Genomic DNA, 21,315 nt, shown 5'->3' on the forward strand with positions numbered 1-21,315 from the left:
AACGCGACCTGTCAGGGCAAGTCGGTCTCTTATAGATAAAAACCTGTTCTCGTTGACACGGCGTTTGGTTGTGAGAATAGTGGCGTGCGCTGGTCCAAATGTCGGCACCGATCCGCAATCGGAACTTCAATCGACGCAGGGTGGGGTCCTGCCTAATTCGTATCCGAGCCGGGAGCATCGTTGTGCTTCAGCGTCCGACAGGCGGCCACATCCGTTCACACTGATCCTGGGAGGAATAGTCGATGAGAGTAGATCTTTACGAAAAACTGGTCCGTGCCGGCGCTACCAGGCGCGACATACTGAAGGGCGCGGCCAGCATGGCCGCGATCGCAGCGGCATCCGGCGTAGGACTCGGCGCCTTGACGCGTCCTGCCTCCGCGGCAAGTGAACTTCGCTCGAAGATCCTGCAGATTCCGGGCGTTGGCAAAGGCCAGCCGACCGATGCCGATTTCCAGAAGGTCGGCGAGCTCTGCCTCGAGGCGACCAAGGCCAATGTCAAGCAAGGCGAATTCGCCGGCGTTGAGCTGACCTTCATGGGCCTCAACAACCAGAACCTGCACAATGTGCTGTTCCGCGGCTTCCTGAAGCCATGGGAGACCTATACCGGCGCCAAGATCAACTGGATCGATCTGGCGCAGGCGGATTACAATGCCCGCCTGCAGCAGTCGATCGCCACCGGCACCGTCGACTTCGACATTGCCGAGATGGGCGCGCCTTTCGAAGGCGATGTCTGCGGCAAGGGGCTCACCTCGGAAATGCCCGACTGGGTCAAGAAACAGATCGATATCGACGACCTCGTCAATTATCTGAAGCCGCCGGTCGGCACCTGGGATGGCAAGCAATATCGCGTGACGATTGACGGCGACACGCACAATTTCAACTACCGCACCGACGTCTTCGCCGACGCGGATCTCGCCAAGCAGTGGAAGGACGGCGGCGGTGCCGGCGAATGGGGCGTACCGAAGACCTGGCAACAGGTGCAGGCCGTGACCAAGTTCCTCAAGGGCAAGAAATTCAAGGGCCAGGATGTCTATGGCTATCTCGATGCGCCCAAGCCCTGGGGCGGTTTCGGCTTCTACTTCCTCGGCAGCCGCGCCAGCGCCTACGCCAAGCATCCCGACGACAAGGCGTGGCTGTTCGACGCCGATACGATGAAGCCGCGCATCAACAATCCGGCCTGGGTGCGCGCTATCCAGGACGTCATCGACGCCCTACCCTCCGAACCGGCGGACCAGATCAACGCCGACCCGAACACCACCGGTTTCCAGCAGTTCCTGGCTGGAACCGGTTCAATGATCCCCTGGTGGGGCGACATCGGCTCCAACGTCAAAACCAACGATTCGTCTGTGATTGGCAACCTTTGCGGCTTCGACATCCTGCCGGGGTCGGATGACGTCTACAATTCCAAGACGGGCAAATGGGACAAGCTGCCGGGCGGACCGAACTACGCGCCGAACCTCGCCTATCTCGGCTGGGGCGTCTATGTCATGGCCCGCGTCGACAGCGATCCGAAGAAGCAAAAGGCCGCCTGGAGCGCAGCGGCACATCTCGGCGGCAAGGATCTTGCGATCTGGACGGCGATGTATCCGTCCGGCTTCCAGTGCTACCGCAACAGCCAGCACGACATCGATGAATGGGTGGCCGCCGGCTACGACAAGGCATTCATCACGAGTTACCTCGATTCCCAGTTCAACTCCTACAACCATCCGAACGGCGCGATCGAGCCGCGCATCCCCGGCATCTTCCAGTACTACAGTGCTGCCGAAGATATCCTGGCCAACACCTTCGCCGGCAAGATGAAGGCACAGGAAGGCGCCGATGCCATTGCAGCCGCCTGGGAAAAGCTCACCGACCAGATCGGCCGTGAAAAGCAGATCAAGCTCTACAAGGCCTCGCTCGGCGTGTAGGCGGACCCATGATAGGATCACGGCCCGGCGGCACATCGTCGCCGGGCCGAATTTTGACCGGTTCCTGCCGGTCATTTCTGCAGAAGAGGCGAGAGGCGTGGCTGACCAGACTTCGACCACGAATGCGTGGCCGGCAAATTCCGCACCAATCGATCTGATTCCGCCTGGCCGCAAACGCCTCGGCAGGGCACTGATGGCCGCGGCGACGTTCGGCCTCCTGGCAACGATCTTTGTTCAAATCCTTTACAAGAGCGAGGTCGACACGATCGGCTTCGAGACATGGCGCCCGGTCGTCTATGCCTATGTGCTGTGGGGCGTGGCACTCGGCATCGGCCAGGTGCTGACGCGTGGCGAGGACGGCCAGCGCGCGCTGTTCTTGCTGCCGGCGTTGCTCTTCACCATCGCCATGGTGATCTTCCCGACGCTGTTCGGTCTCTACATAGCGCTCACCGACTGGAACCTCAGCTCATTCGCCGGCCGAAAATTCAACGGGCTCGACAATTTCTGGCAGATGCTGGGCGATCCCTACTACCGCAATGCGCTGTTCAACATGGTGCTTTACGTGCTCGCCATTCTGGTCGAATACGTGATTGCCTTCGGATTGGCGCTGTTGCTCAACGCACAAATCCGCGCGCGAAAGTTTTTCCGCGTCGTCTTCCTGATGCCGCTGATGCTGTCGCCGGTCGCGGTGTCGTGGATGGTCGGCAAGTCGCTGATGGAATATCGCTTCGGGCCGGCAGCGACACTGGCGCGCTATCTCGGTTGGGAAAACCCGGCCTTCTTCAGTGATCCGATCACCGCCCGCATCTCGATCATGGTGCTCGATGCCTGGACCTTCATCCCGTTCATGATGATCATGCTACTGGCCGGCCTGCAGGCAATGTCGCGTGAGATCCTCGAAGCCGCACGGGTCGACGGCGCCAATGCGTGGCAGACCTTCTGGCAGGTCACCTTTCCGCTGATGCTGCCGGTCTCGGTGACTGCGGTCATCCTGCGCATCATCTTCAAGCTGAAGCTGGCCGACATCATCATCACGGTGACTTCGGGCGGGCCTGGTGGCGCCACCGATTCCGTTTCCAGCTTCATCTACCGCGAATACCGCGACCGCTCGAATGTCGGCTACGGCACCATGCTGGCGATGGCCTATCTCGTCATCATCGTCGTGTTCGTGACCTGGCTGCTGAAATTCGCCAACCGCTTCGTGCGCAACGTCAACTGAGCGGTGGGATCATGAGCGTTCAAACCACCGAATACACCGTTTCCGAAATCCGCTCTCCGGCGAGCTTCATCACCAGCCGCGTCTTCATCTATGGCGCGCTGGTGTTCTGGGCCTTCATCTGCCTGTTCCCGATCTATTGGACGCTAACCACCTCGTTCAAGTCGGCGGTCGACGTCACGCAAGGGCATCTGATCCCCTTCGTCGACTTCCAGCCGGACTGGAAGGGCTGGCGTTCGCTCGGCCTGTCGCCGGATTCGATCTTCCAGACCTCCACGGTGCGCGATGAGTTCTTCAAGCGCTTCATGAATTCGGTCATCACCTCGGTCGGCGCGTCGAGCCTCGCCATCGTCATCGGCAGCCTCGCCGCCTACGGCCTCACGCGCTACCGCTACAAGTTCGCCTGGTTCAAGAACGAGGACATCTCCTTCTTCTTCCTGTCGCAGCTGATCCTGCCGCCTGTTGTGCTCGCCTTGCCCTTCCTGGTGCTCTACCGGGAGGTCGGGCTGCTCGACACGCGCATCGGGCTGATCCTGCTCTACACGCTGATGGTGCTGCCGATCGTGATCTGGATCATGCGCGACCAGTTCAATTCCATCCCCGTCGAGCTGGAGGAAGCAGCCCTCGTCGATGGCCTGTCGATCTGGGGCGCCTTTTTCCGCATCGTCATGCCGATCGCGCTGCCGGGCATGGTCGCCGCCTTCATCCTGGCGATGGTGCTGTGCTGGAACGAGTACTTTTTCGCGGCCCTTTTAACCTCGACCGATGCCAAGACCATTCCCGTCATGGTGGCGAGCCAGACCGGCTCGCAAGGCATCAACTGGTGGTCGATGGCAGCCCTTGCCACAGCCGCGATTGCACCGCTGGCGGTCATCGGCATTGCCTTGGAACGCTATCTCATCATGGGCATGACGGCGGGAGCCGTGAAGTGACGACCCAATACTGGTTCGCACGCAACATCCGTGTCGGCTACAAGGGCTACGACCGCTATGGCAAGGGTGTCATGCCGATCGCTTGGCAGGGTCGTGCCGTCATCGCCGGCTTTGTGCTGGCGATGCTCTGCGGCGGCCTGCTCATGGCCCTGGTGGGCTTTTACGCCAATCACCTGGCGCTTGGCATAGCCCTCTACGTCATCCTGGCGATAACCGGCGCCGGCACGTTCATCTGGGCCGTGGCTACCAAGAGCGATCCGGACAAGTCGATCGCCGACTACCGGGCGGAGCGGTTGAAAAGCCGGGGTTAGGCCTTCAGGATCGCGCGCAGGTGATCCATGATCATGGCGACGCCCTTGTTCCCGAGTTCCGCCGACGCGTCCTTGGCATCAGCCGTGTACCAGCTGGTATTGTCGGCGAAGTGCGCGGCATCGACAGCCTCCGGACATAGCGCCAGCATCAGCGATGTCTCGCCGATGCCGGCATGGTCGAACGGGTACTTGCCGTTCATGGCGGCCGGCATCAGCGGATGCACCTGCACCCAGTTGAAGAAATTTTCACCCGCGGCATGTCCGGCATAATAGTCGGCCATCGTCTCGGAGCCCCACCAGCCCTCGCCGCGCTGCTTCTCGAGGAAACGGAAGATCGCCTGCCTGCCGGCGGTCTTGAAGGCGAGATCGGTCGGCATGCCGGCGGCGAAGTTCTCCGTCTGGTGATGGATGATGGCGTGGATGTTGCGGAAGCCGATGCGCAACAGGCTGTAGAACAGCTCCTCACCGAACGGCGCCAGCTGATTGCCGCCGACCTGCACCGAACCTGTACCTTCCGGTGGCGCCACCGCGTAACTCGCCGCGCCATAGTAGAAGGGCGGCAGGATGACGACGTCCCTCTCCTTCTCGAACAGCTCCAGCGTCTTGATGACGGCCAGCGTGTCCATGCCGACGGCCATGTGCTCGCCATGGTATTCGAGCACACCGAGCGGCAGCGCGACCGGCCAGTTCTCGGCGATCGCCTTGCGAATCTGGTGCGGCAGCATCAGTTCATAGCGCATGGTCTATTCCATGTTGGTGTGGCGGGCACGCATGGCTTCGGGCGACGCACCGGTCAGCGATTTGAGCTTCAGCACCATCACCTCGAACAGCAGGAACAGTGCCCCTTCGAACACCGAGCCCATCGGCAGGACCGAAGTCTTTTGCGCCCCCTGGTCATTGGCCATGGTCTGCGCCGGGATGAGCAGCGTGGTGTCGGCCAGTTTTGCCGCACTGCCGCCGGCCTGGGCGGTCAGCAGCAGATTGGTCGCGCCGGCATCGCGCGCGACGCGCATCAAGGCGAGCACCGTCGAGGTTTCTCCCGGTCCGGAGCTGGCCAGGAAGACGTCACCCGGCCCCAATGGCGGCGTGGTCATGTCGCCGACCACCGAGACCGGCAGGCCGAGATGATAGAGCCGCATGGCAAAACCCTTGACCTGCAAGGCCTCGCGGCCACAGCCATAGACGACGATCTGCTTGGCTTCGGCCAACAGCTTGCAGGCGGCGTCGATCTGGCCTTCATCCACGCGCGCCAGCACGGCGCCCAGTTCGTCGAGCGCGGTTCTAAACAGGTTTTCGTTCTTGTCGCTCACCGCAAACCTGCCCTCGGATTTCCACGAACAGCTTGATTTCGTTCATGCTAGCAACCGCGAAAATGCGTGTCCAACACTGCGCAGCGCTTTTGCCTGATCACAGGCATGATAGTGTCATGGCAGACAAATCAAGCCAGGACACACCAGGACATGAAGACACGGCATTTCGACCGCATCGGCAATGGCGGCATCACCTTTACCGAGCTCGGCTTCGGCACGGCGCCGCTCGGCAATCTCTACCGCGCCGTCTCCGACGAGGATGCCAATGCCACGCTCGATGCCGCCTGGGCGACCGGCTGCCGCTACTACGACACCGCGCCGCTCTACGGGCTCGGCCTGTCGGAAACACGGCTCAACCCGTTCCTGCGCGGCAAGAAGCGCGACGACTATGTGCTGTCGAGCAAGGTCGGCCGCCTGATGCGCGCCTGCCCGCCGGAGCAGCGCACGGGCATCGGCAAGTTCTTCGACACGCCATCGCGTAGGGAAGTCTACGACTACAGCTATGACGGCGTGATGCGCTCGTTCGAGGCCTCGCTCGAGCGGCTCGGCGTCGACCGGATCGACGTCCTGTTCGTGCACGATGTCGACATCTTCACCCATGGCAGCAAGGAGGCGTCTGACCAGCGCATCGAGGAATTCATGCGCTCGGGCTATTACGGGCTGCTGTCGCTGCGCGACCAGGGTGTCATCAAGGCGTTCGGCGGCGGCATCAACGAATGGCAGGTTGCCCAAACCCTGGCCGAGCGCGGCGATTTCGACCTGTTCCTGCTTGCCGGGCGCTACACGCTGCTGGAACAGGAGGCGCTTGCCACCTTCCTGCCGCTCTGCGAGAAACGCGGCATCGGCATCGTCCTCGGCGGCCCTTACAATTCCGGCATCCTGGCGACAGGACCGAAGCCCGGCGCCTACTACAACTATTCCGAAGCACCCAAGGACATTCTCGAGCGGGTCGCCGGCATCGAGGCTGTCTGCAAGCGCCATGGCATCAGGCTGATCGAGGCGGCGCTGCAATTCCCGCTGCTGCATCCCTCGGTCGTCTCGGTGATCCCCGGTGGCCAGCGCCCAAGCGAGGTCGAAAGCAACCGGTCGCTGCTCGACGCGAAACTGCCAGCAGCCCTCTGGGCCGATCTCAAGAAGGAAGGCTTTGTGCGCGCGGATGCGCCGACCGCATGACTCGGCCACCATTCGCGTCGGCGTCGGGCCAAAAAATGAAAAGCCGGGCGAGCCCGGCTTTTCTGTCTCTGAAAAAGAAAAACGCGTTTAGTTGACTGCGTCCTTGAGGCCCTTGCCGGCGGAAAACTTCGGCACGGTGCGTGCCGGGATCTTCACTTCGGCGCCGGTCTGCGGGTTGCGGCCGGTCGAGGCCGCACGCTTTGACACGGTGAAATTGCCAAAGCCGACAAGCCGGACATCGCCGCCCTTCTTCAGTTCGCCGGTGATCACGGAAAATACCGCATCGACCGCCGACTGCGCGTCACCCTTCGAAATGCTCGCGGCGTCGGCGACAGCGGACACCAGTTCGTTCTTGTTCATAAAAATTCCCTTCCATGAGAACACCGGAACTAACGACTCATCCGGCAGGAAACGGACTTTAGAAAGAAGCGTCCCCGCAACCAAGTCGAAAAGGCAGGAAAAAAGCGGAAAAAGCCCGGAAATCCGGGGTTTTTCACATGAAAAAGCCGGGCGCAAGGCCCGGCTTTCCGTTTGTGCACTGCAACTTTAGCAAATATTAATGCGCAAGCGACTTTCCGGCATCGTCGGCGCTGTCGGTCGTGGCCGGCGGATTGACCGGTTCGACCCATTCGATCGGCTCCGGCATACGCACCAGCGCGTGCCGCAACACCTCGCCGACGCGCGAGACCGGAATGATCTCCATGCCGTTCTTCACATTGTCCGGAATCTCCGCCAGATCCTTGGCGTTGTCTTCCGGGATCAGCACCTTCTTGATGCCGCCGCGCAGTGCGGCGAGCAGCTTCTCCTTGAGGCCGCCGATCGGCAAGATGCGGCCGCGAAGCGTTATCTCGCCAGTCATCGCCACATCGGCGCGGACCGGAATACCCGTCAGCACCGACACAATGGCTGTCGCCATGGCAGCACCCGCAGACGGGCCGTCCTTCGGCGTGGCGCCTTCCGGCAAGTGGACGTGGATGTCGCGCTTGTCGAACAACGGCGGTTCGATGCCGAAATCGATGGCCCGCGAGCGGACATAGGAGGCCGCCGCCGAAATCGATTCCTTCATCACGTCGCGCAGGTTGCCGGTCACCGTCATGCGGCCCTTGCCGGGCATCATGACGCCTTCGACCGTCAGCAGTTCGCCGCCGACTTCCGTCCAGGCAAGACCGGTGACGACACCGACCTGATCGTCAGCCTCGACCTGACCGAAGCGGAAGCGCTGGACACCGAGGTAATCGGCGAGGTTCGCCGCCGTGATGTTCACCGTCTTCTTCTTCGTCTTCAGGATCTCGGTCACCGCCTTGCGCCCGAGCTTCATCAGCTCGCGCTCCAGGCTCCGGACGCCCGCTTCACGGGTGTAGGTCTGAACGATGCCGCGGATCGCGTCCTCGCTGACGGAGAACTCCTTCGGCTGCAGCGCGTGATCGCGGATCACCTTCGGCATCAAGTGCCGCTTGGCGATCTCGATCTTCTCGTCCTCGGTGTAACCGGCGATACGGATGATCTCCATGCGGTCCATCAAAGGCGCCGGGATGTTCAGCGTATTCGCCGTCGTCACGAACATCACGCTCGACAGATCGTATTCGACCTCGAGGTAGTGATCCATGAACGTCGAGTTCTGCTCGGGATCAAGCACCTCGAGCAGTGCCGATGACGGATCGCCACGGAAGTCCTGGCCCATCTTGTCGATCTCGTCGAGCAGGAAGAGCGGATTGGACTTCTTCGCCTTCTTCATCGACTGGATGACTTTGCCGGGCATCGAGCCGATATAAGTGCGGCGGTGGCCACGGATCTCGGCCTCGTCGCGCACGCCGCCCAGCGCCATGCGGATGAACTCACGCCCAGTCGCCTTGGCGATCGACTTGCCGAGCGAGGTCTTGCCGACGCCGGGAGGGCCGACGAGGCACAGGATCGGCCCCTTCAGCTTCTTCTGGCGGCTTTGGACGGCGAGATACTCGACGATGCGCTCCTTGACTTTGTCGAGACCGAAGTGATCGGTATCGAGCACGTTCTGCGCGAAAGCCAGGTCCTGCTTGACCTTGGAGTTCTTACCCCACGGTATCGACAGCAGCCAGTCGAGATAGTTGCGCACGACGGTCGATTCCGCCGACATCGGCGACATCGTCCGAAGCTTCTTCAACTCGGCTTCCGCCTTTTCGCGGGCTTCCTTGGAGAGCTTGGTCTTCTTGATGCGCGCCTCGATCTCGGCAGCCTCGTCGCGGCCGTCCTCGCCTTCGCCGAGCTCCTTCTGGATCGCCTTCATCTGCTCATTGAGGTAGTATTCGCGCTGCGTCTTCTCCATCTGGCGCTTGACGCGCGAGCGGATGCGCTTCTCCACCTGCAGGACGGAGATTTCGGCTTCCATGAAGCCCATCGCCTTTTCCAGCCGCTCCTTGACCGAGAGCGTGGCCAGCATTTCCTGCTTTTCAGGAATCTTGATGGCGAGATGCGAGGCAACCGTATCGGCGAGCTTGGAATAGTCGTCGATCTGGCTGGCAGCACCCACCACTTCAGGCGAGATCTTCTTGTTCAGCTTGACGTAGTTTTCAAAGTCGGTGACGACCGAGCGGGCCAACGCCTCGACCTCGACCTCTTCCTCTTCCGGCTCGACCAGCGCCGTGGCGCGGGCTTCGTGGAAGTCGGGACGGTCGGTGAAGGAGACGATTTTCGCACGCGAAGCGCCCTCGACCAGAACCTTGACGGTGCCGTCGGGCAGCTTCAGCAATTGCAGCACATTGGCGAGCGTGCCGATGTCGAAGATCGCATCGGGCTCGGGATCGTCATCGGCGGCATTCATCTGGGTGGCGAGCAGGATCTGCTTTTCCTGACCCATCACCTCTTCCAGCGCCTTGATCGACTTTTCGCGCCCGACAAAGAGCGGAACGATCATGTGCGGAAACACCACGATGTCGCGCAGTGGGAGGACTGCGAAGACGCCGTCGCTGGGAGCCTTGGATATTTTGGCCATTGTCCAACCTTTCATGTCGCGGCCACCATCAGGCCAACCGCGAATCTCATATTAACGACCGGGGATCGTTCCGCCTACCACCGTTTGTGACGGGAGTTTTACAGCACAGAATTCGGCACCTCGGCCTTCTCGTGTTAGGTGGATGCACGCGGGGCAAAGATCAAGAGTTAACATCGCCTGCAAATCCACTCCATCGCCACGGACGGATGTCCTTCACAGCAAAACGGCGCCGCAACGGCGCCGTTCCACAAAAATATGGGGTCGAGTGCCATATCAGGCGCTGACATTGCCCTTCTTTTCCTTCTGTTCGGAGTAGATGTAGAGCGGCCGGGCGCTGCCGGTCACCACCTCTTCCGAAATCACCACTTCGCGCACGCCTTCGAGCGCGGGCAGTTCGAACATGGTGTCGAGCAGGATCGCTTCCATGATCGAGCGCAGGCCGCGGGCGCCGGTCTTGCGCTCGATGGCGCGCTTGGCGATCGCCGACAGGGCGTTTTCGTGGAAGGTCAGGTCGACATTTTCCATCTCGAACAGCCGCTGGTACTGCTTGACCAGCGCGTTCTTCGGCTCGGTCAGGATCTGGATCAGCGCCGGCTCGTCGAGGTCCTCAAGCGTCGCCAGAACCGGCAGACGGCCGACGAACTCCGGGATGAGGCCGAATTTCAGCAGATCCTCGGGCTCGACCAGGCGGAAGACATCGCCGGTGCGGCGATCCTCCGGCGAGGCGACGATGGCGCCGAAGCCGATCGAGGTCTTTCTGCCGCGATCCGAGATGATCTTGTCCAGCCCGGCGAAAGCGCCGCCGCAGATGAACAGGATGTTGGCGGTGTCGACCTGCAGGAACTCCTGCTGCGGGTGCTTCCTGCCGCCCTGCGGCGGCACGGAGGCAACGGTGCCTTCCATGATCTTCAACAGCGCCTGCTGCACGCCCTCGCCCGACACGTCGCGGGTGATCGAGGGATTGTCGGACTTACGCGAAATCTTGTCGATCTCGTCGATGTAGACGATGCCGCGCTGGGCGCGTTCGACATTGTAGTCGGCCGACTGCAGCAGCTTCAGGATGATGTTCTCGACGTCCTCGCCGACATAACCGGCTTCGGTCAGCGTCGTGGCGTCCGCCATGGTGAAGGGCACGTCGATGATGCGGGCCAGCGTCTGCGCAAGCAGCGTCTTGCCGCAACCGGTCGGACCGATCAGCAGGATGTTGGACTTGGCCAACTCGACGTCGTTGTTCTTGCCGGCATGCGCGAGGCGCTTGTAGTGGTTGTGGACGGCCACCGACAGCACGCGCTTGGCGTAGGGCTGGCCGATGACGTAGTCGTCGAGAACCTTGAGGATCTCCTGCGGTGTCGGCACGCCCTCGCGCGACTTCACCATCGAGGTTTTGTTCTCCTCGCGGATGATGTCCATGCAGAGCTCGACGCATTCGTCGCAGATGAAGACCGTCGGACCGGCGATCAGCTTGCGCACCTCATGCTGGCTTTTGCCGCAAAACGAGCAATAAAGCGTGTTCTTCGAGTCACCGCTGTTGTTGCCGACCTTGCTCATTTTCCTGTCCTTTCATGGCCGCCCGCCGATGGTCTGGCTGAAAGGGCGCATACTCTAATTTATCGCGGGAATCCGCCGCCGCCAGTGTCCCGGCTCCCGCAACGTATTCCGTACGAAACACAAATCAGAAAACGTGGCAATGATTCGCAGCAACCCCACACAAAGCTAAGCCGTCGAAAATCAACATAGCCTTAACGTAGGCAATCCCAACCGTCGAGGGAACAGCCAATTGTGGCCGAAATGCCGCAAGCTGCGCTAAAAGCACGTTATCCCGCCATCCAACTGCCACGCGCGCCTATGCGGCAGCGGCCTCAGCCGGCTCGCGCGACGAAATGACCTTGTCGATGAGGCCGAAATCCTTGGCCTCGTCGGCGGTCATGAAATGGTCGCGGTCGAGCGTGCGTTCAATCTCCTCGTAGCTCTTGCCGGTGTGCTTGACATAGACCTCGTTGAGACGGCGCTTCAGCTTGATGATGTCCTGGGCGTGCCGCTCGATGTCGGAAGCCTGGCCCTGGAAGCCACCGGAAGGCTGGTGAACCATGATGCGGGCATTCGGCGTGGCAAACCGCATACCCTTCTCGCCGGCGGTGAGAAGCAGCGAGCCCATCGAGGCCGCCTGGCCGATGCAGAGCGTCGACACCGCCGGCTTGATGAACTGCATGGTGTCGTAGATCGCCATGCCCGAGGTGACGACGCCGCCGGGCGAGTTGATGTAGAGGTTGATTTCCTTCTTCGGATTCTCCGCCTCGAGGAACAAAAGCTGCGCGCAAACCAGCGTCGCCATGCCATCCTCGACTGGGCCAGTGATGAAAATGATGCGCTCTTTCAGCAGCCGCGAGAAAATGTCGTAGGCCCGCTCGCCGCGATTGGTCTGCTCGACCACCATCGGAACGAGGTTCATGTAGGTTTCGACGGGGTTTTTCATGGACTATCCCTTTTCAAAGGTGGGATTCCGGCGCCGGGAAATGAGCATATCGGGCAGAATCGGTTCTGGATCGTTGTTCCGTAGATAGGATGCCGGCTCATCCTTGTGCAAGGCCGACCCGTCCTAGCCATCTGGGTAAGTCGAATCAAGCTTTACGGCCAAGGATTCGCATCGCTGGACGCCTGCGCCGGCCTGGAGCAGGCGGGACCGGTCCGCAACGTAGCAGTTTCTTAACCGCGTCACTTAACGAAATACGGCAAAACCGCTTTTCTCCGGGAGCGCTTGCCCTACAATTCAACGTTGAACTTGTGTGTAAGGTTCAAACAGGGGGAGTGTCATGTTCAGGAGAAGCGCATCCTTCGCCGTTGCCGGGCTGGCCATGCTCGGCACGACTTCGCAGACGGCGGCCGGCGGCCGTGCCGTGGAATGTTACGAACCGGTCCGTACGCCCGCCGTCTACGACACGGTCTACGAAGACGTGATGTTCAGTCCGCCCGGCCAGCAGGTCGACTACACCCCACCCATCTACGGCACGCGCGAACGCGTGGTGATGACCGTTCCGGCGCAGGTGACCTACGAGGTCGTGCCCGCCATCACCCGCACCGTCTACCACACGGTGCAAGTCGATGATGGCGGCTATTCCTGGGAATGGCGCGTCATCCATGGCCGCAGGGTGCTGTGCAAGACCTGGCACAAGGCACGTTATGAACGCGTCGCCGAGACGGAGGTGATCCAGCCTGAGCGCACGCGGCGTGTCGTCATTCCGGCGCAATACGACCGGATCGCCGAGGAAGTCCTGGTGCAGCCGGAGCAAAGGCGCATTATCGATGTTCCCGCCTCCTACCAGACCGTCGCGCGGCGCGTAGTGGTCAGGGAAGGGTCGTCAGGCTGGCGGCGCGTGCATATTCCCAGGCATTGCCAGGATTAGGTCAGGGTACTTCAGCCCGCAGCCATGCCTTCAGCCCCGCGACGTCGCCGTCGCCGACGGCCGCCGCAACGCGCCTGCCGACGGCCGCGCCGAATTTGTAGCCGTGGCCGGAGCAGGCCGAGACGATCAGGCATCTGCCCTTCTCGTGCGCCATGAATTTCTCGTCGGCGGTGAAGGTGTAGGCGCAGGTGACGACCTCGGTCACCTCATATTCCTCGATCCGCGCGATCGGTGGCGAAAACAGGTTGCGGATCGCTTCGCCCTCGCCCGGTACCGGGTCACGGTTCCAGTCGGCGTCGCTGGTGGGCACCCTGTGCAACCCGGAACCGAATTTCATGCCGGCGCCGCCGGAGGGCGGAATCGCGTAACCGTCGACCGAACCGCCAATGTCGAGGACGACCGGTGCGGCCTGCCAGGCGGCCTTGAGGTCCGCTGGCGGTTCGACATAGGCGAGCGCGGTCCGATAGGTCTTCAACTCACCGTCGAGTTCCGGAAACAGTTTCAGCACCCAGGCGCCAGCAGCGACCACGATGCGGTCGGCCCGCATGGTCTCGCCGCTTTCCAGCACGATATGGCCTGCCTCGGCATCGATCTTGGTCACCTTGCTATTTTCGTAGACATTGGCGCCATTGGCGCGCAGCCATTTGGCCAGTCCCGCCGCGATCTTGCGGCAATGCAGCGCGCCGCCTTCGGTCGAAAAATAAGCATAACGGAACGAGCCGGCTTGCAAAAACGGCCAGCGTTTCACGGCTGCATCCGGTTCCAGCAATTCAAAAGGGAAATTCCCCTCTTCCAGACCCTCGCGGTACTCTTCTGCCTCGTCGCCCGGCTCACGCGAAATGCAGACAAACCCGCGCGCATCGAGGTGGCTTTCGCCGAGATCGGCCCACATCTCGTCCCAGGCCTGATAAGCCTCGGTGATCAGCCGGCCATAGCCACTTCCGGCCCGGTAGGCGCGGCGGATGACGCGATGATGGTCGCCCGACGCGGCCAGCGGATTGGGGATCGGCCCCTGTTCGACGATCGAGACGCTGTGGCCGGCCTTGACCAGCGACCATGCCGTGGAGAGACCGGCAATACCCGCGCCGACAACGATCACATTCATCCGTTCAGACCTTCCGCAGCCGCACCGGCTGGCTCAACTCATGGGGTGTCGCGCGCCAACATACGATCTGGAATGAGGCTGGCAAGCCGCGCTATGGGTCTGGCATGACCAATTTGACGCTCCCTTACCTCGCCCTTGATCCAACCTCTCGCCAGTTGAGGCTCGACCCGCACGAGCCGGCTTTCTTCCTGAACCCGTACGAGGCCTATGCGTTCCTGCATGGCGTTTCGAATGCGTTTTACTGGGAAGAATTCGGCTTCTGGTGCTTTGGCGGCTTCGACGACGTCAACCGGCTGCTGCGCGACCGACGCTTCGGCCGCCAGAACCCGGCCGGCATTCCCGACAGCCGCGCCATCGGCCAGGATCGCAGCCATCTCAAGGCATTTGATGGTGTTGAAGCGAACTCCATGCTGGAGCTGGAACCGCCGGTGCACACGCGACTGAGAACGCTGGTCAACCGTGCCTTCGTCTCTCGCCAGGTCGAGCGGCTGCGGCCGCGTGTCGAGGTGCTCGCCAACGAGCTGATCGACCGCTTTGATCCGACCGGCCCCGTCGACCTTCTGCCCGCCTTCGCGGCGCCCTTGCCGATCACCATCATCGCCGAAATGCTTGGCGTGCCGGTCGAGATGGGGCCGCAACTGCTCGACTGGTCACATCAGATGGTCGCCATGTACATCCATGGCCGCACGCGCGAGACCGAGGAGACGGCCAATCGCGCCGCAGCCGAATTTGCCGATTTCCTGCGTGGCTACGTCACCAAGCGCCGCAAGAATCCCGGCGACGACCTGCTGTCGCTGCTGATTTCGGCGCAGGAGGACGGCCAAAAACTGACCGAGGACGAGATGGTTTCCTCGGCCATCCTGCTGCTCAATGCCGGCCATGAGGCGACCGTGCACCAGACCGGCAATGCGGTGCGCTCGATCCTGGCGCAAGGCGGCGATCCGCGACGCTTCTTCACCTCGCCCGAAGCGACCGCGGCAACGGTCGAGGAATGCCTGCGTTTTGATGCACCGCTGCACATGTTCATGCGCTATGCCTATCAGGAGATCGAGATTGCGCCCGGCATCGTCGTGCAGCCGGGCCAGACGATCGGGCTGCTGCTCGGCATGGCCAATCATGATCCGCGCGCCTTTGCCGAACCTCAGGCCTTCCGGCCGGATCGGACCGACCAGAAGAACGTGTCCTTCGGCGCCGGCATTCATTTCTGCATCGGCGCGCCGCTGGCGCGGCTCGAATTGCAGGTGTCGCTCAAGACTTTGTTCGAACGGCACCCGCAACTGCATCTTGCCGAAAGCCCGCGCTTCCGCGACACTTACCACTTCCATGGGCTGGAAACGCTCGCTGTCGGCTTCTGAACGATCGCGGGCCTGGGGCTGCGCGATGAGACTGTCTTGGAGACCGGCGACGGCGTTCGCATTGGCGTTGCTATGCGGCTGCCTGGGGGCGGCGCGTGCCCAGCAGCAGCCGGAGAACATCCCCTGGGAGAACAGCCTGGCCATCGCCCAGAAAATGGCGATGGGCCTTCTGGAGCGGCAGACCGGATCGAAGGGCCTGCCGATGGCGTCCTTCGCCATCGAGGTCGACCTCAACCTCGACGGCTTGCCTGAAATCTTCGCCTACCGCTACGCGCCGGGCTGCGACGGCATCAATTGCGGCAACTTCCTATTCGTCCTGGAAGGCGACGGCTATCAGGAAGTTCTCGGCGGCATTCCCGGCGCGCGGCTGGTGCAGCAGGACAAGATCGGGCTCAGTCCCTTCAAGCGAAACGGCTTTTTCGACATCCAGTCCGACACGATGACGATCGGCTGGAATGGCACGCGCTATGTCGACGCTTCCACCTTTCCAGCTTCGACGCTCGACGGCGCAGCCTTCGTGGCCGCCTGCCAGAAAAGCAAGTTGGGCGAGCAGCCTGCCGAGGGCGAAGCGGAACAGGTGGCCACGGCATGCCAATGTCAGTTGAACCGATTTCAGGTCGTCGGCCTCAAACAGGCCGACCTTGACGCCTATACGGCTTCGCTTGCTGGGCAGGATGTCCAGTATCCTATAGGCGACAAGGAGGATGCCTGGCTCGCCCTGTCGAAAAGCGCCCAGGACGTCGCCACCGGCTGCGATGTCGCGAGCGGCAAAAGCCAATGGCCGCCGGCCTATTTCAACCATGGCGACCAGCCGCAGCAGAAACTGAACTTCGGCGCATTTCTCGATGCCTGCCCGGCGCAGGTTTTCATCCTGACCAACCACAAGACCGGCTCGCCTGACCGCGCACTCGCGCTTTGCGGGTGTCTGGCCCGGGAGATCCCGACCTATGGCGTCAGCCAGCAGGGGCTCGACCTCCTGGCCCAATATTATCGCGACGAGATTTCGGACGCCGATGTCGAGGTACAGGACGCCGATTTGCTGACGGCGCACGACAAGGCGTCGGAAGCCTGCCTCAGCCAGTTTCCGGCGAAGTGATCACAGCTTGATCACATACTCCTTGCGGGTCGTTTCAAGCACTTCCCAGCTGCCCTTGAAGCCCGGCCTCAGCACGAAACTGTCGCCGGCCTTGACGGTGCGCGCTTGCCCACCGTCCTCCGCGATCACCGAAACGCCGGACAGGATGTGGCAGAACTCCCATTCGTCATAGACGATGCGCCACTTGCCCGGAGTCGATTCCCAGATACCGGCATAGAGGCCGCCGTCCCGCTCCTCGACATTCCAGGTACGGAATTTCGGATCGCCCGAGATCAGGCGATCCGGCGCCGGCGCGCTGGATTCGGGTTCGACGCTGTCAATCGATATTGTTAGGTAATGCGTGGACAGGATTTTGCCTCCTCCAACAGTGAGTAGTGAGTAGTCAGTAGTGATTGGTGGCCAGCCACCCGCGCATCGACGGAGCGCCTTCTACTCACTACTCACTACTCACTACTCACTACTCACTACTCACTACTCACTACTCACTCACTCCTGCCCAAAAAATCAGACCTTGGCGAGCGCCTGTTCGAGGTCGGTGACGATGTCGGTGACGTCCTCGATGCCGATGGAAAGCCGCACCGTGTCCGGACCGGCACCGGCCTTGACCTTCTGCTCGTCGGAAAGCTGGCGGTGGGTGGTCGATGCCGGGTGGATGACCAGCGACTTGGTGTCGCCGACATTGGCCAGGTGCGAAAACAGTTCCAGCGCCTCGACGAATTTGACGCCGGCCTCGTAGCCGCCCTTGAGGCCGAAGGTGAACACGGCGCCGGCGCCCAGCGGCGAATATTTCTTCTGCAGCGCGTTGTTCTTGTCGCTGGGCAGGCCGGGATAATTCACCCAGGCGACCTTGGGGTGGTTGGACAGCCAGCCGGCGACGGTGACCGCATTGTCGCAGTGGCGCTGCATGCGCAGCGGCAAGGTTTCGAGGCCAGTCAGGATAAGGAAGGCGTTGAAGGGCGAAATCGCCGGACCGAGATCGCGCAGGCCGAGCACGCGCGCGGCGATGGCGAAGGCGAAATTGCCGAAGGTCTCGTGCAGGACGAGGCCGCCATATTCGGGGCGCGGTTCCGACAGCATCGGGTACTTGCCCGACTTCGACCAGTCGAAGGTGCCGCCGTCGACGATGACGCCGCCGATCGAATTGCCATGGCCGCCGATGAACTTGGTCAGCGAATGGACGACGATGTCGGCGCCGTGCTCGATCGGCCGGATCAGATAGGGCGAGGCTAGCGTGTTGTCGACGATCAGCGGCAGGCCGTGCTTGCGGGCGATGTCGCCGATCTTCTCGATATCGACGAAGGTGCCGCCCGGATTGGCCAGGCTCTCGATGAAGATCGCCTTGGTCCGGTCATCGATCTGGCTCTCGAAGGTCGAGATGTCGTTGGTGTCGGCCCAGCGCACCTCCCAGCCATAATTCTTGAAGGCGTGGCCAAACTGGTTGATCGAGCCGCCATAAAGTCTGGTCGCAGCGACGAAATTGTCGCCCGGCTGCATCAGATTGTGGAACACGATCACCTGCGCAGCGTGGCCGGATGCGACTGCAAGGGCGGCCGTGCCGCCCTCGAGGGCCGCGACGCGCTCTTCAAGCACCGCCTGGGTCGGGTTCATGATGCGGGTGTAGATGTTGCCGAAGGCCTTGAGGCCGAACAGCGAAGCGGCGTGGTCGGCATCGTCGAAGACGAAGGAGGTCGTCTGGTAGATCGGCGTGGCGCGCGCGCCAGTGGCCGGATCGGGCTTGGCGCCGGCGTGGACGGCAAGCGTGTTGAAACCGGGCGTACGGGTCACTGAAACCTCCCTCAAGAACCTTCTGAAATTCGCCGGGCATTCTTGGCGAAGCCCAGCTCGGAATGCAAAGAAGAAAATACCCTTCGGCGTGGAACTTTCGGCCAAGCCGCAGGAAAATGCGGTATCTGCCGGAATAATTTTGCGCTTCTCGCCCCCGTCTATTTCTGACGCACACCGAAACTCTGGAAGCCCTGGCGCATCAGCGGCTTCTTCGACGACAGCACCCCGGAATTGACACCGGTCCAGCCGATCTCGCCCGACAGCTTGCCGTATTCGATCTTGGGGCAGCGGTTCATCACCACCTTGATGCCGGCCGCCTCGGCGCGGGCGGCCGCCTCGTCATGGCGCACGCCAAGCTGCATCCAGATGACTTTCGGCAAGGGATCGAGCCGCAACACCTCGTCGATGATGCCGGGCACGGCCGATGCGGCGCGAAAAATGTCGACCATGTCGATCGGCCCGGGAATATCGGCGAGGCTGGCATAGGTCATCTGGCCGAGGATTTCCTTGCCGGCCTGGCCAGGATTGATCGGAATCACTGAAAAGCCCTTGGCCAGCAGATATTTCAGCACGAAAAAGCTCGGCCGCACGTCGTTGGCGGACGCGCCGACCATGGCGATGGTCTTCACCGAATTGAGGATGCCGGCGATGTAGGTGTTGTCGTAGCTATCGTGATTCATGCGGCAATCGCCTTCCTGCGGTAGTGATAGCGATAGAGTTCGCGGCTGAAGCCGAGTGAGGCGTAAAGCGCGCGAGCCGGCGTGTTGTCGGCGACGACCTGCAGGCATGCCGCCGATGCACCTGCTCGCCGAGCCCAGCCGATCAGGTCGCCAACCGTCCTGCGGCCCAGGCCCTGCTGCCTGAACCTGGCATCGGTTTCGACAGACTCCACCACAAGCAGCCCATCACGGATGACGCCATAGGCCAAGGCGGCAATTTCGTTGTCGCGCTCGCACGACACGAACGCCCGATCGCCTGATATCAGCCCGGTCATCTCGCGAAAGACGCGGCGGTCAGTGTCGTCATAGGTGCCCATGCGAAACCGCGCCGCGAACCAGTCCTCGCCTGGTATCGGCGAAATCGTGACATGTTCGTCGTGAACCTCCGCCAAATCGTCGATCCCGGCATAGAGATGGATCGTTCCGCCTTCCAGCTGGTAGCCGCGACCGTCGAGCGCGGCTTCGAGCTCGTTGGCGATATCAGGCACGCGAAACAGCGGCGTCTGGCCGTGACCGATATATAAGGCCTCGGCAGCGTCGATCATGGCGTCAGGCGCGCCGCGCTTGCCACGCAAGGGATTGGCGGAATTCGCGCGCCGGATCCTGCCGCCCGATCGTCTCAGAAGCCAACCTTCGACGACCGTCTCCGTTGCTGCCGGCCAAGCGTCGCGGCACGCCTCTTCCATCCGCCAATTGAGATCGTCGTCAGTCATGCGCACTGTCACTCGTCGTCCTCCCGCAGCACTTCCTCCATAAACATGTCAGGATCGCTACAGAAGTCGCGCATCATGCGAAAATGATCGGTGTCGGTGAAATCGGTCGGGTCCAACCCGAACCGGCTGATGCGGAACAGCCGCGCGCCGGGACACGCCATCAATAGCGGTGAGTGCGTGGCCATGATCACCTGCGCGGTGCCCGACTGGTCCATGCGGCGCAGCATCTTCAGCAGCTCGATCTGGCGCGACGGCGACAGCGCGCTTTCCGGCTCGTCGAGGATGTAGATGCCTTGCCTTCGGCAGCGTTCCTCGAAAAAGCGGATGAAGCCTTCGCCATGCGACCAGGACAGGAAGTCGGGCGGCGGTGGCTTGAACGGATCTTCCAGCGCTGCCTGGTCGAGGTAGCGGGCCACGGAATAGAAGGATTCGGCGCGAAAAAACCAGCCGGCGGTGACTTTTGGCAGCCAGTGGCCACGGAAAGTGTTTGCCAATGCAGCGCCACTCTTGTCGATGGCGCCGAAATGGTCGACCGGGCGATAGCCTTTGCCGCCGCCGGCCTCGTCATAGCCGGCCAAAGCGCCAATCGCCTCGAGCAGCGTGGATTTGCCGGTGCCGTTCTCGCCGACGATGATGGTGATCGGCGTGGTGAATTCGAGTTCGAATTCGCGGCCGCGAAACAGCGGCAGGTTCCAGGGGTATTTTTCCCAGTCCGACACCCGCTCTGGATCGAGCAGGATGCGTTTGAGATAGGGCGCCTTGAGCCGCGTCAGCTGCTTGCGGTAGGCCATCACTTGGTCAGCATCGCGGGCAACATCATTCAGGCAGCGAAATCGTGCCGTCTTCCGCGATCGGAAAGGCCGGATTGTGCGCCACTTCCCAGACATGGCCGTCGGCGTCGGCGAAATAGCCGTACCAACCGCCCCAGAAGGCGCGGCCGGCCGGCTTGACGATACGGCCGCCGGCCTTTTCCGCCATGGCGAGTACCTCATCGACTTCGGCATCGGAGTGGGTGTTGTAGGCGAGATAGACGGCGGAAGGCGCCTTGGCGAAGCTGATACCCGAATCCTCCTCGGCGCTGACGCGCGGAAACAGGCCAAGAATGGCGCCACCCATCTGGAAGAAGGCGACACCGTCGGTGATGCCGGCATGACGGGTCAGGCCCATCGCCTCGTAGAAGCGCACCGCACGGTCGAGATCGTCCGTTGCGATGGTGATGATGGAGATGCGCGGTTCCATTTCTGCATGCTCGCGGGCTAATATGATCGATATTTACATATCAATATGTTTGTACGCTAAGTAAATCACCAAAACAGTACTTAAT

At 61.7% G+C, this 21,315-nt stretch carries 21 protein-coding genes; 8 read left to right on the forward strand and 13 right to left on the reverse strand.

Annotation, left to right across the window (positions count from 1 at the left end; genetic code table 11):
* The first annotated feature begins 242 nt into the window (after window positions 1-242).
* From DBIPINDM_RS38655 to DBIPINDM_RS38670, 4 genes are all read left to right on the forward strand, one after another.
* Window positions 243-1,907, forward strand: coding sequence for a sugar ABC transporter substrate-binding protein (locus DBIPINDM_RS38655; protein ID WP_258584290.1), 1,665 nt, complete (start codon window positions 243-245; stop codon window positions 1,905-1,907).
* 97 nt (window positions 1,908-2,004) lie between these two features.
* Complete coding sequence (locus DBIPINDM_RS38660) at window positions 2,005-3,126, forward strand: carbohydrate ABC transporter permease (protein ID WP_258584291.1); 1,122 nt, start codon at window positions 2,005-2,007, stop codon at window positions 3,124-3,126.
* An 11-nt stretch (window positions 3,127-3,137) separates the two neighbouring features.
* The gene (locus DBIPINDM_RS38665; RefSeq protein WP_027042383.1) at window positions 3,138-4,055 is read left to right on the forward strand and encodes a carbohydrate ABC transporter permease; all 918 of its coding nucleotides are present in this window, start codon (window positions 3,138-3,140) and stop codon (window positions 4,053-4,055) included.
* Entirely contained in the window at window positions 4,052-4,366 is a 315-nt protein-coding gene (locus DBIPINDM_RS38670; protein ID WP_258584292.1) for a hypothetical protein, read from the forward strand. The genes DBIPINDM_RS38665 and DBIPINDM_RS38670 overlap by 4 nt, the downstream gene beginning before the upstream one ends.
* On the opposite strand, the gene DBIPINDM_RS38675 is transcribed toward DBIPINDM_RS38670, so the two are convergent.
* On the reverse strand, window positions 4,363-5,106 hold the full coding sequence (locus DBIPINDM_RS38675; protein ID WP_258584293.1) for a creatininase family protein: 744 nt from the start codon (window positions 5,104-5,106) through the stop codon (window positions 4,363-4,365). The genes DBIPINDM_RS38670 and DBIPINDM_RS38675 overlap by 4 nt on opposite strands.
* 3 nt (window positions 5,107-5,109) lie before the next feature.
* Window positions 5,110-5,676 (reverse strand): SIS domain-containing protein, encoded by a 567-nt coding sequence (locus tag DBIPINDM_RS38680; RefSeq protein ID WP_258584294.1) that lies wholly within the window; start codon window positions 5,674-5,676, stop codon window positions 5,110-5,112.
* Between the two features lie 150 nt (window positions 5,677-5,826).
* Between DBIPINDM_RS38680 and DBIPINDM_RS38685 the strand changes: the two genes are divergently transcribed.
* Window positions 5,827-6,849 carry an aldo/keto reductase gene (locus DBIPINDM_RS38685; protein ID WP_258584295.1) on the forward strand — a complete coding sequence of 341 codons (1,023 nt, stop codon included), beginning with the start codon at window positions 5,827-5,829 and terminating at the stop codon, window positions 6,847-6,849.
* 87 nt (window positions 6,850-6,936) lie between these two features.
* Here the strand turns inward: DBIPINDM_RS38685 and DBIPINDM_RS38690 are convergent, their stop codons facing one another.
* The 4 genes from DBIPINDM_RS38690 to clpP all read right to left on the reverse strand — a co-directional run bounded on the left by DBIPINDM_RS38690 (window position 6,937) and on the right by clpP (window position 12,290).
* Window positions 6,937-7,209 (reverse strand): HU family DNA-binding protein, encoded by a 273-nt coding sequence (locus DBIPINDM_RS38690; protein WP_006201846.1) that lies wholly within the window; start codon window positions 7,207-7,209, stop codon window positions 6,937-6,939.
* Between the two features lie 196 nt (window positions 7,210-7,405).
* Window positions 7,406-9,817: an endopeptidase La gene (gene lon, locus DBIPINDM_RS38695; protein ID WP_258584296.1), complete on the reverse strand. Its 2,412-nt coding sequence runs from the start codon at window positions 9,815-9,817 to the stop codon at window positions 7,406-7,408.
* A 273-nt stretch (window positions 9,818-10,090) separates the two neighbouring features.
* The gene (gene clpX / locus DBIPINDM_RS38700) at window positions 10,091-11,365 is read right to left on the reverse strand and encodes an ATP-dependent Clp protease ATP-binding subunit ClpX (RefSeq protein ID WP_023759839.1); all 1,275 of its coding nucleotides are present in this window, start codon (window positions 11,363-11,365) and stop codon (window positions 10,091-10,093) included.
* Window positions 11,366-11,660: 295 nt separating this feature from the next.
* On the reverse strand, window positions 11,661-12,290 hold the full coding sequence (gene clpP, locus DBIPINDM_RS38705; RefSeq protein WP_258584297.1) for an ATP-dependent Clp endopeptidase proteolytic subunit ClpP: 630 nt from the start codon (window positions 12,288-12,290) through the stop codon (window positions 11,661-11,663).
* Between the two features lie 337 nt (window positions 12,291-12,627).
* Between clpP and DBIPINDM_RS38710 the strand changes: the two genes are divergently transcribed.
* Entirely contained in the window at window positions 12,628-13,218 is a 591-nt protein-coding gene (locus DBIPINDM_RS38710; protein WP_258584298.1) for a hypothetical protein, read from the forward strand.
* Window position 13,219: 1 nt separating this feature from the next.
* Here DBIPINDM_RS38710 and DBIPINDM_RS38715 read toward each other — a convergent pair whose 3' ends face one another.
* The gene (locus DBIPINDM_RS38715; RefSeq protein WP_258584299.1) at window positions 13,220-14,323 is read right to left on the reverse strand and encodes an NAD(P)/FAD-dependent oxidoreductase; all 1,104 of its coding nucleotides are present in this window, start codon (window positions 14,321-14,323) and stop codon (window positions 13,220-13,222) included.
* A 104-nt stretch (window positions 14,324-14,427) separates the two neighbouring features.
* On the opposite strand from DBIPINDM_RS38715, the gene DBIPINDM_RS38720 reads away from it, so the two are divergent.
* Both DBIPINDM_RS38720 and DBIPINDM_RS38725 read left to right on the forward strand, forming a co-directional pair.
* Window positions 14,428-15,678 carry a cytochrome P450 gene (locus DBIPINDM_RS38720; protein ID WP_258584300.1) on the forward strand — a complete coding sequence of 417 codons (1,251 nt, stop codon included), beginning with the start codon at window positions 14,428-14,430 and terminating at the stop codon, window positions 15,676-15,678.
* Between the two features lie 25 nt (window positions 15,679-15,703).
* Window positions 15,704-16,774: a hypothetical protein gene (locus tag DBIPINDM_RS38725; protein WP_258584301.1), complete on the forward strand. Its 1,071-nt coding sequence runs from the start codon at window positions 15,704-15,706 to the stop codon at window positions 16,772-16,774.
* On the opposite strand, the gene DBIPINDM_RS38730 is transcribed toward DBIPINDM_RS38725, so the two are convergent.
* The 6 genes from DBIPINDM_RS38730 to DBIPINDM_RS38755 form a co-directional block, all read right to left on the reverse strand.
* Window positions 16,775-17,122, reverse strand: coding sequence for a cupin domain-containing protein (locus DBIPINDM_RS38730; protein WP_416361803.1), 348 nt, complete (start codon window positions 17,120-17,122; stop codon window positions 16,775-16,777).
* Between the two features lie 156 nt (window positions 17,123-17,278).
* Window positions 17,279-18,559, reverse strand: coding sequence for an O-acetylhomoserine aminocarboxypropyltransferase (locus DBIPINDM_RS38735; RefSeq protein ID WP_258584302.1), 1,281 nt, complete (start codon window positions 18,557-18,559; stop codon window positions 17,279-17,281).
* 158 nt (window positions 18,560-18,717) lie between these two features.
* Entirely contained in the window at window positions 18,718-19,239 is a 522-nt protein-coding gene (locus tag DBIPINDM_RS38740; RefSeq protein WP_258584303.1) for a CoA-binding protein, read from the reverse strand.
* Window positions 19,236-19,991 (reverse strand): GNAT family N-acetyltransferase, encoded by a 756-nt coding sequence (locus DBIPINDM_RS38745; protein ID WP_258584304.1) that lies wholly within the window; start codon window positions 19,989-19,991, stop codon window positions 19,236-19,238. The genes DBIPINDM_RS38740 and DBIPINDM_RS38745 overlap by 4 nt, the downstream gene beginning before the upstream one ends.
* Before the next feature lie 8 nt (window positions 19,992-19,999).
* On the reverse strand, window positions 20,000-20,782 hold the full coding sequence (locus tag DBIPINDM_RS38750) for an AAA family ATPase (protein ID WP_258584305.1): 783 nt from the start codon (window positions 20,780-20,782) through the stop codon (window positions 20,000-20,002).
* 25 nt (window positions 20,783-20,807) lie between these two features.
* Complete coding sequence (locus DBIPINDM_RS38755; RefSeq protein WP_258584306.1) at window positions 20,808-21,230, reverse strand: VOC family protein; 423 nt, start codon at window positions 21,228-21,230, stop codon at window positions 20,808-20,810.
* Between the last annotated feature and the right edge of the window lie 85 nt (window positions 21,231-21,315).

This window comes from Mesorhizobium sp. AR02 (assembly GCF_024746835.1).
GTDB lineage: Bacteria > Pseudomonadota > Alphaproteobacteria > Rhizobiales > Rhizobiaceae > Mesorhizobium.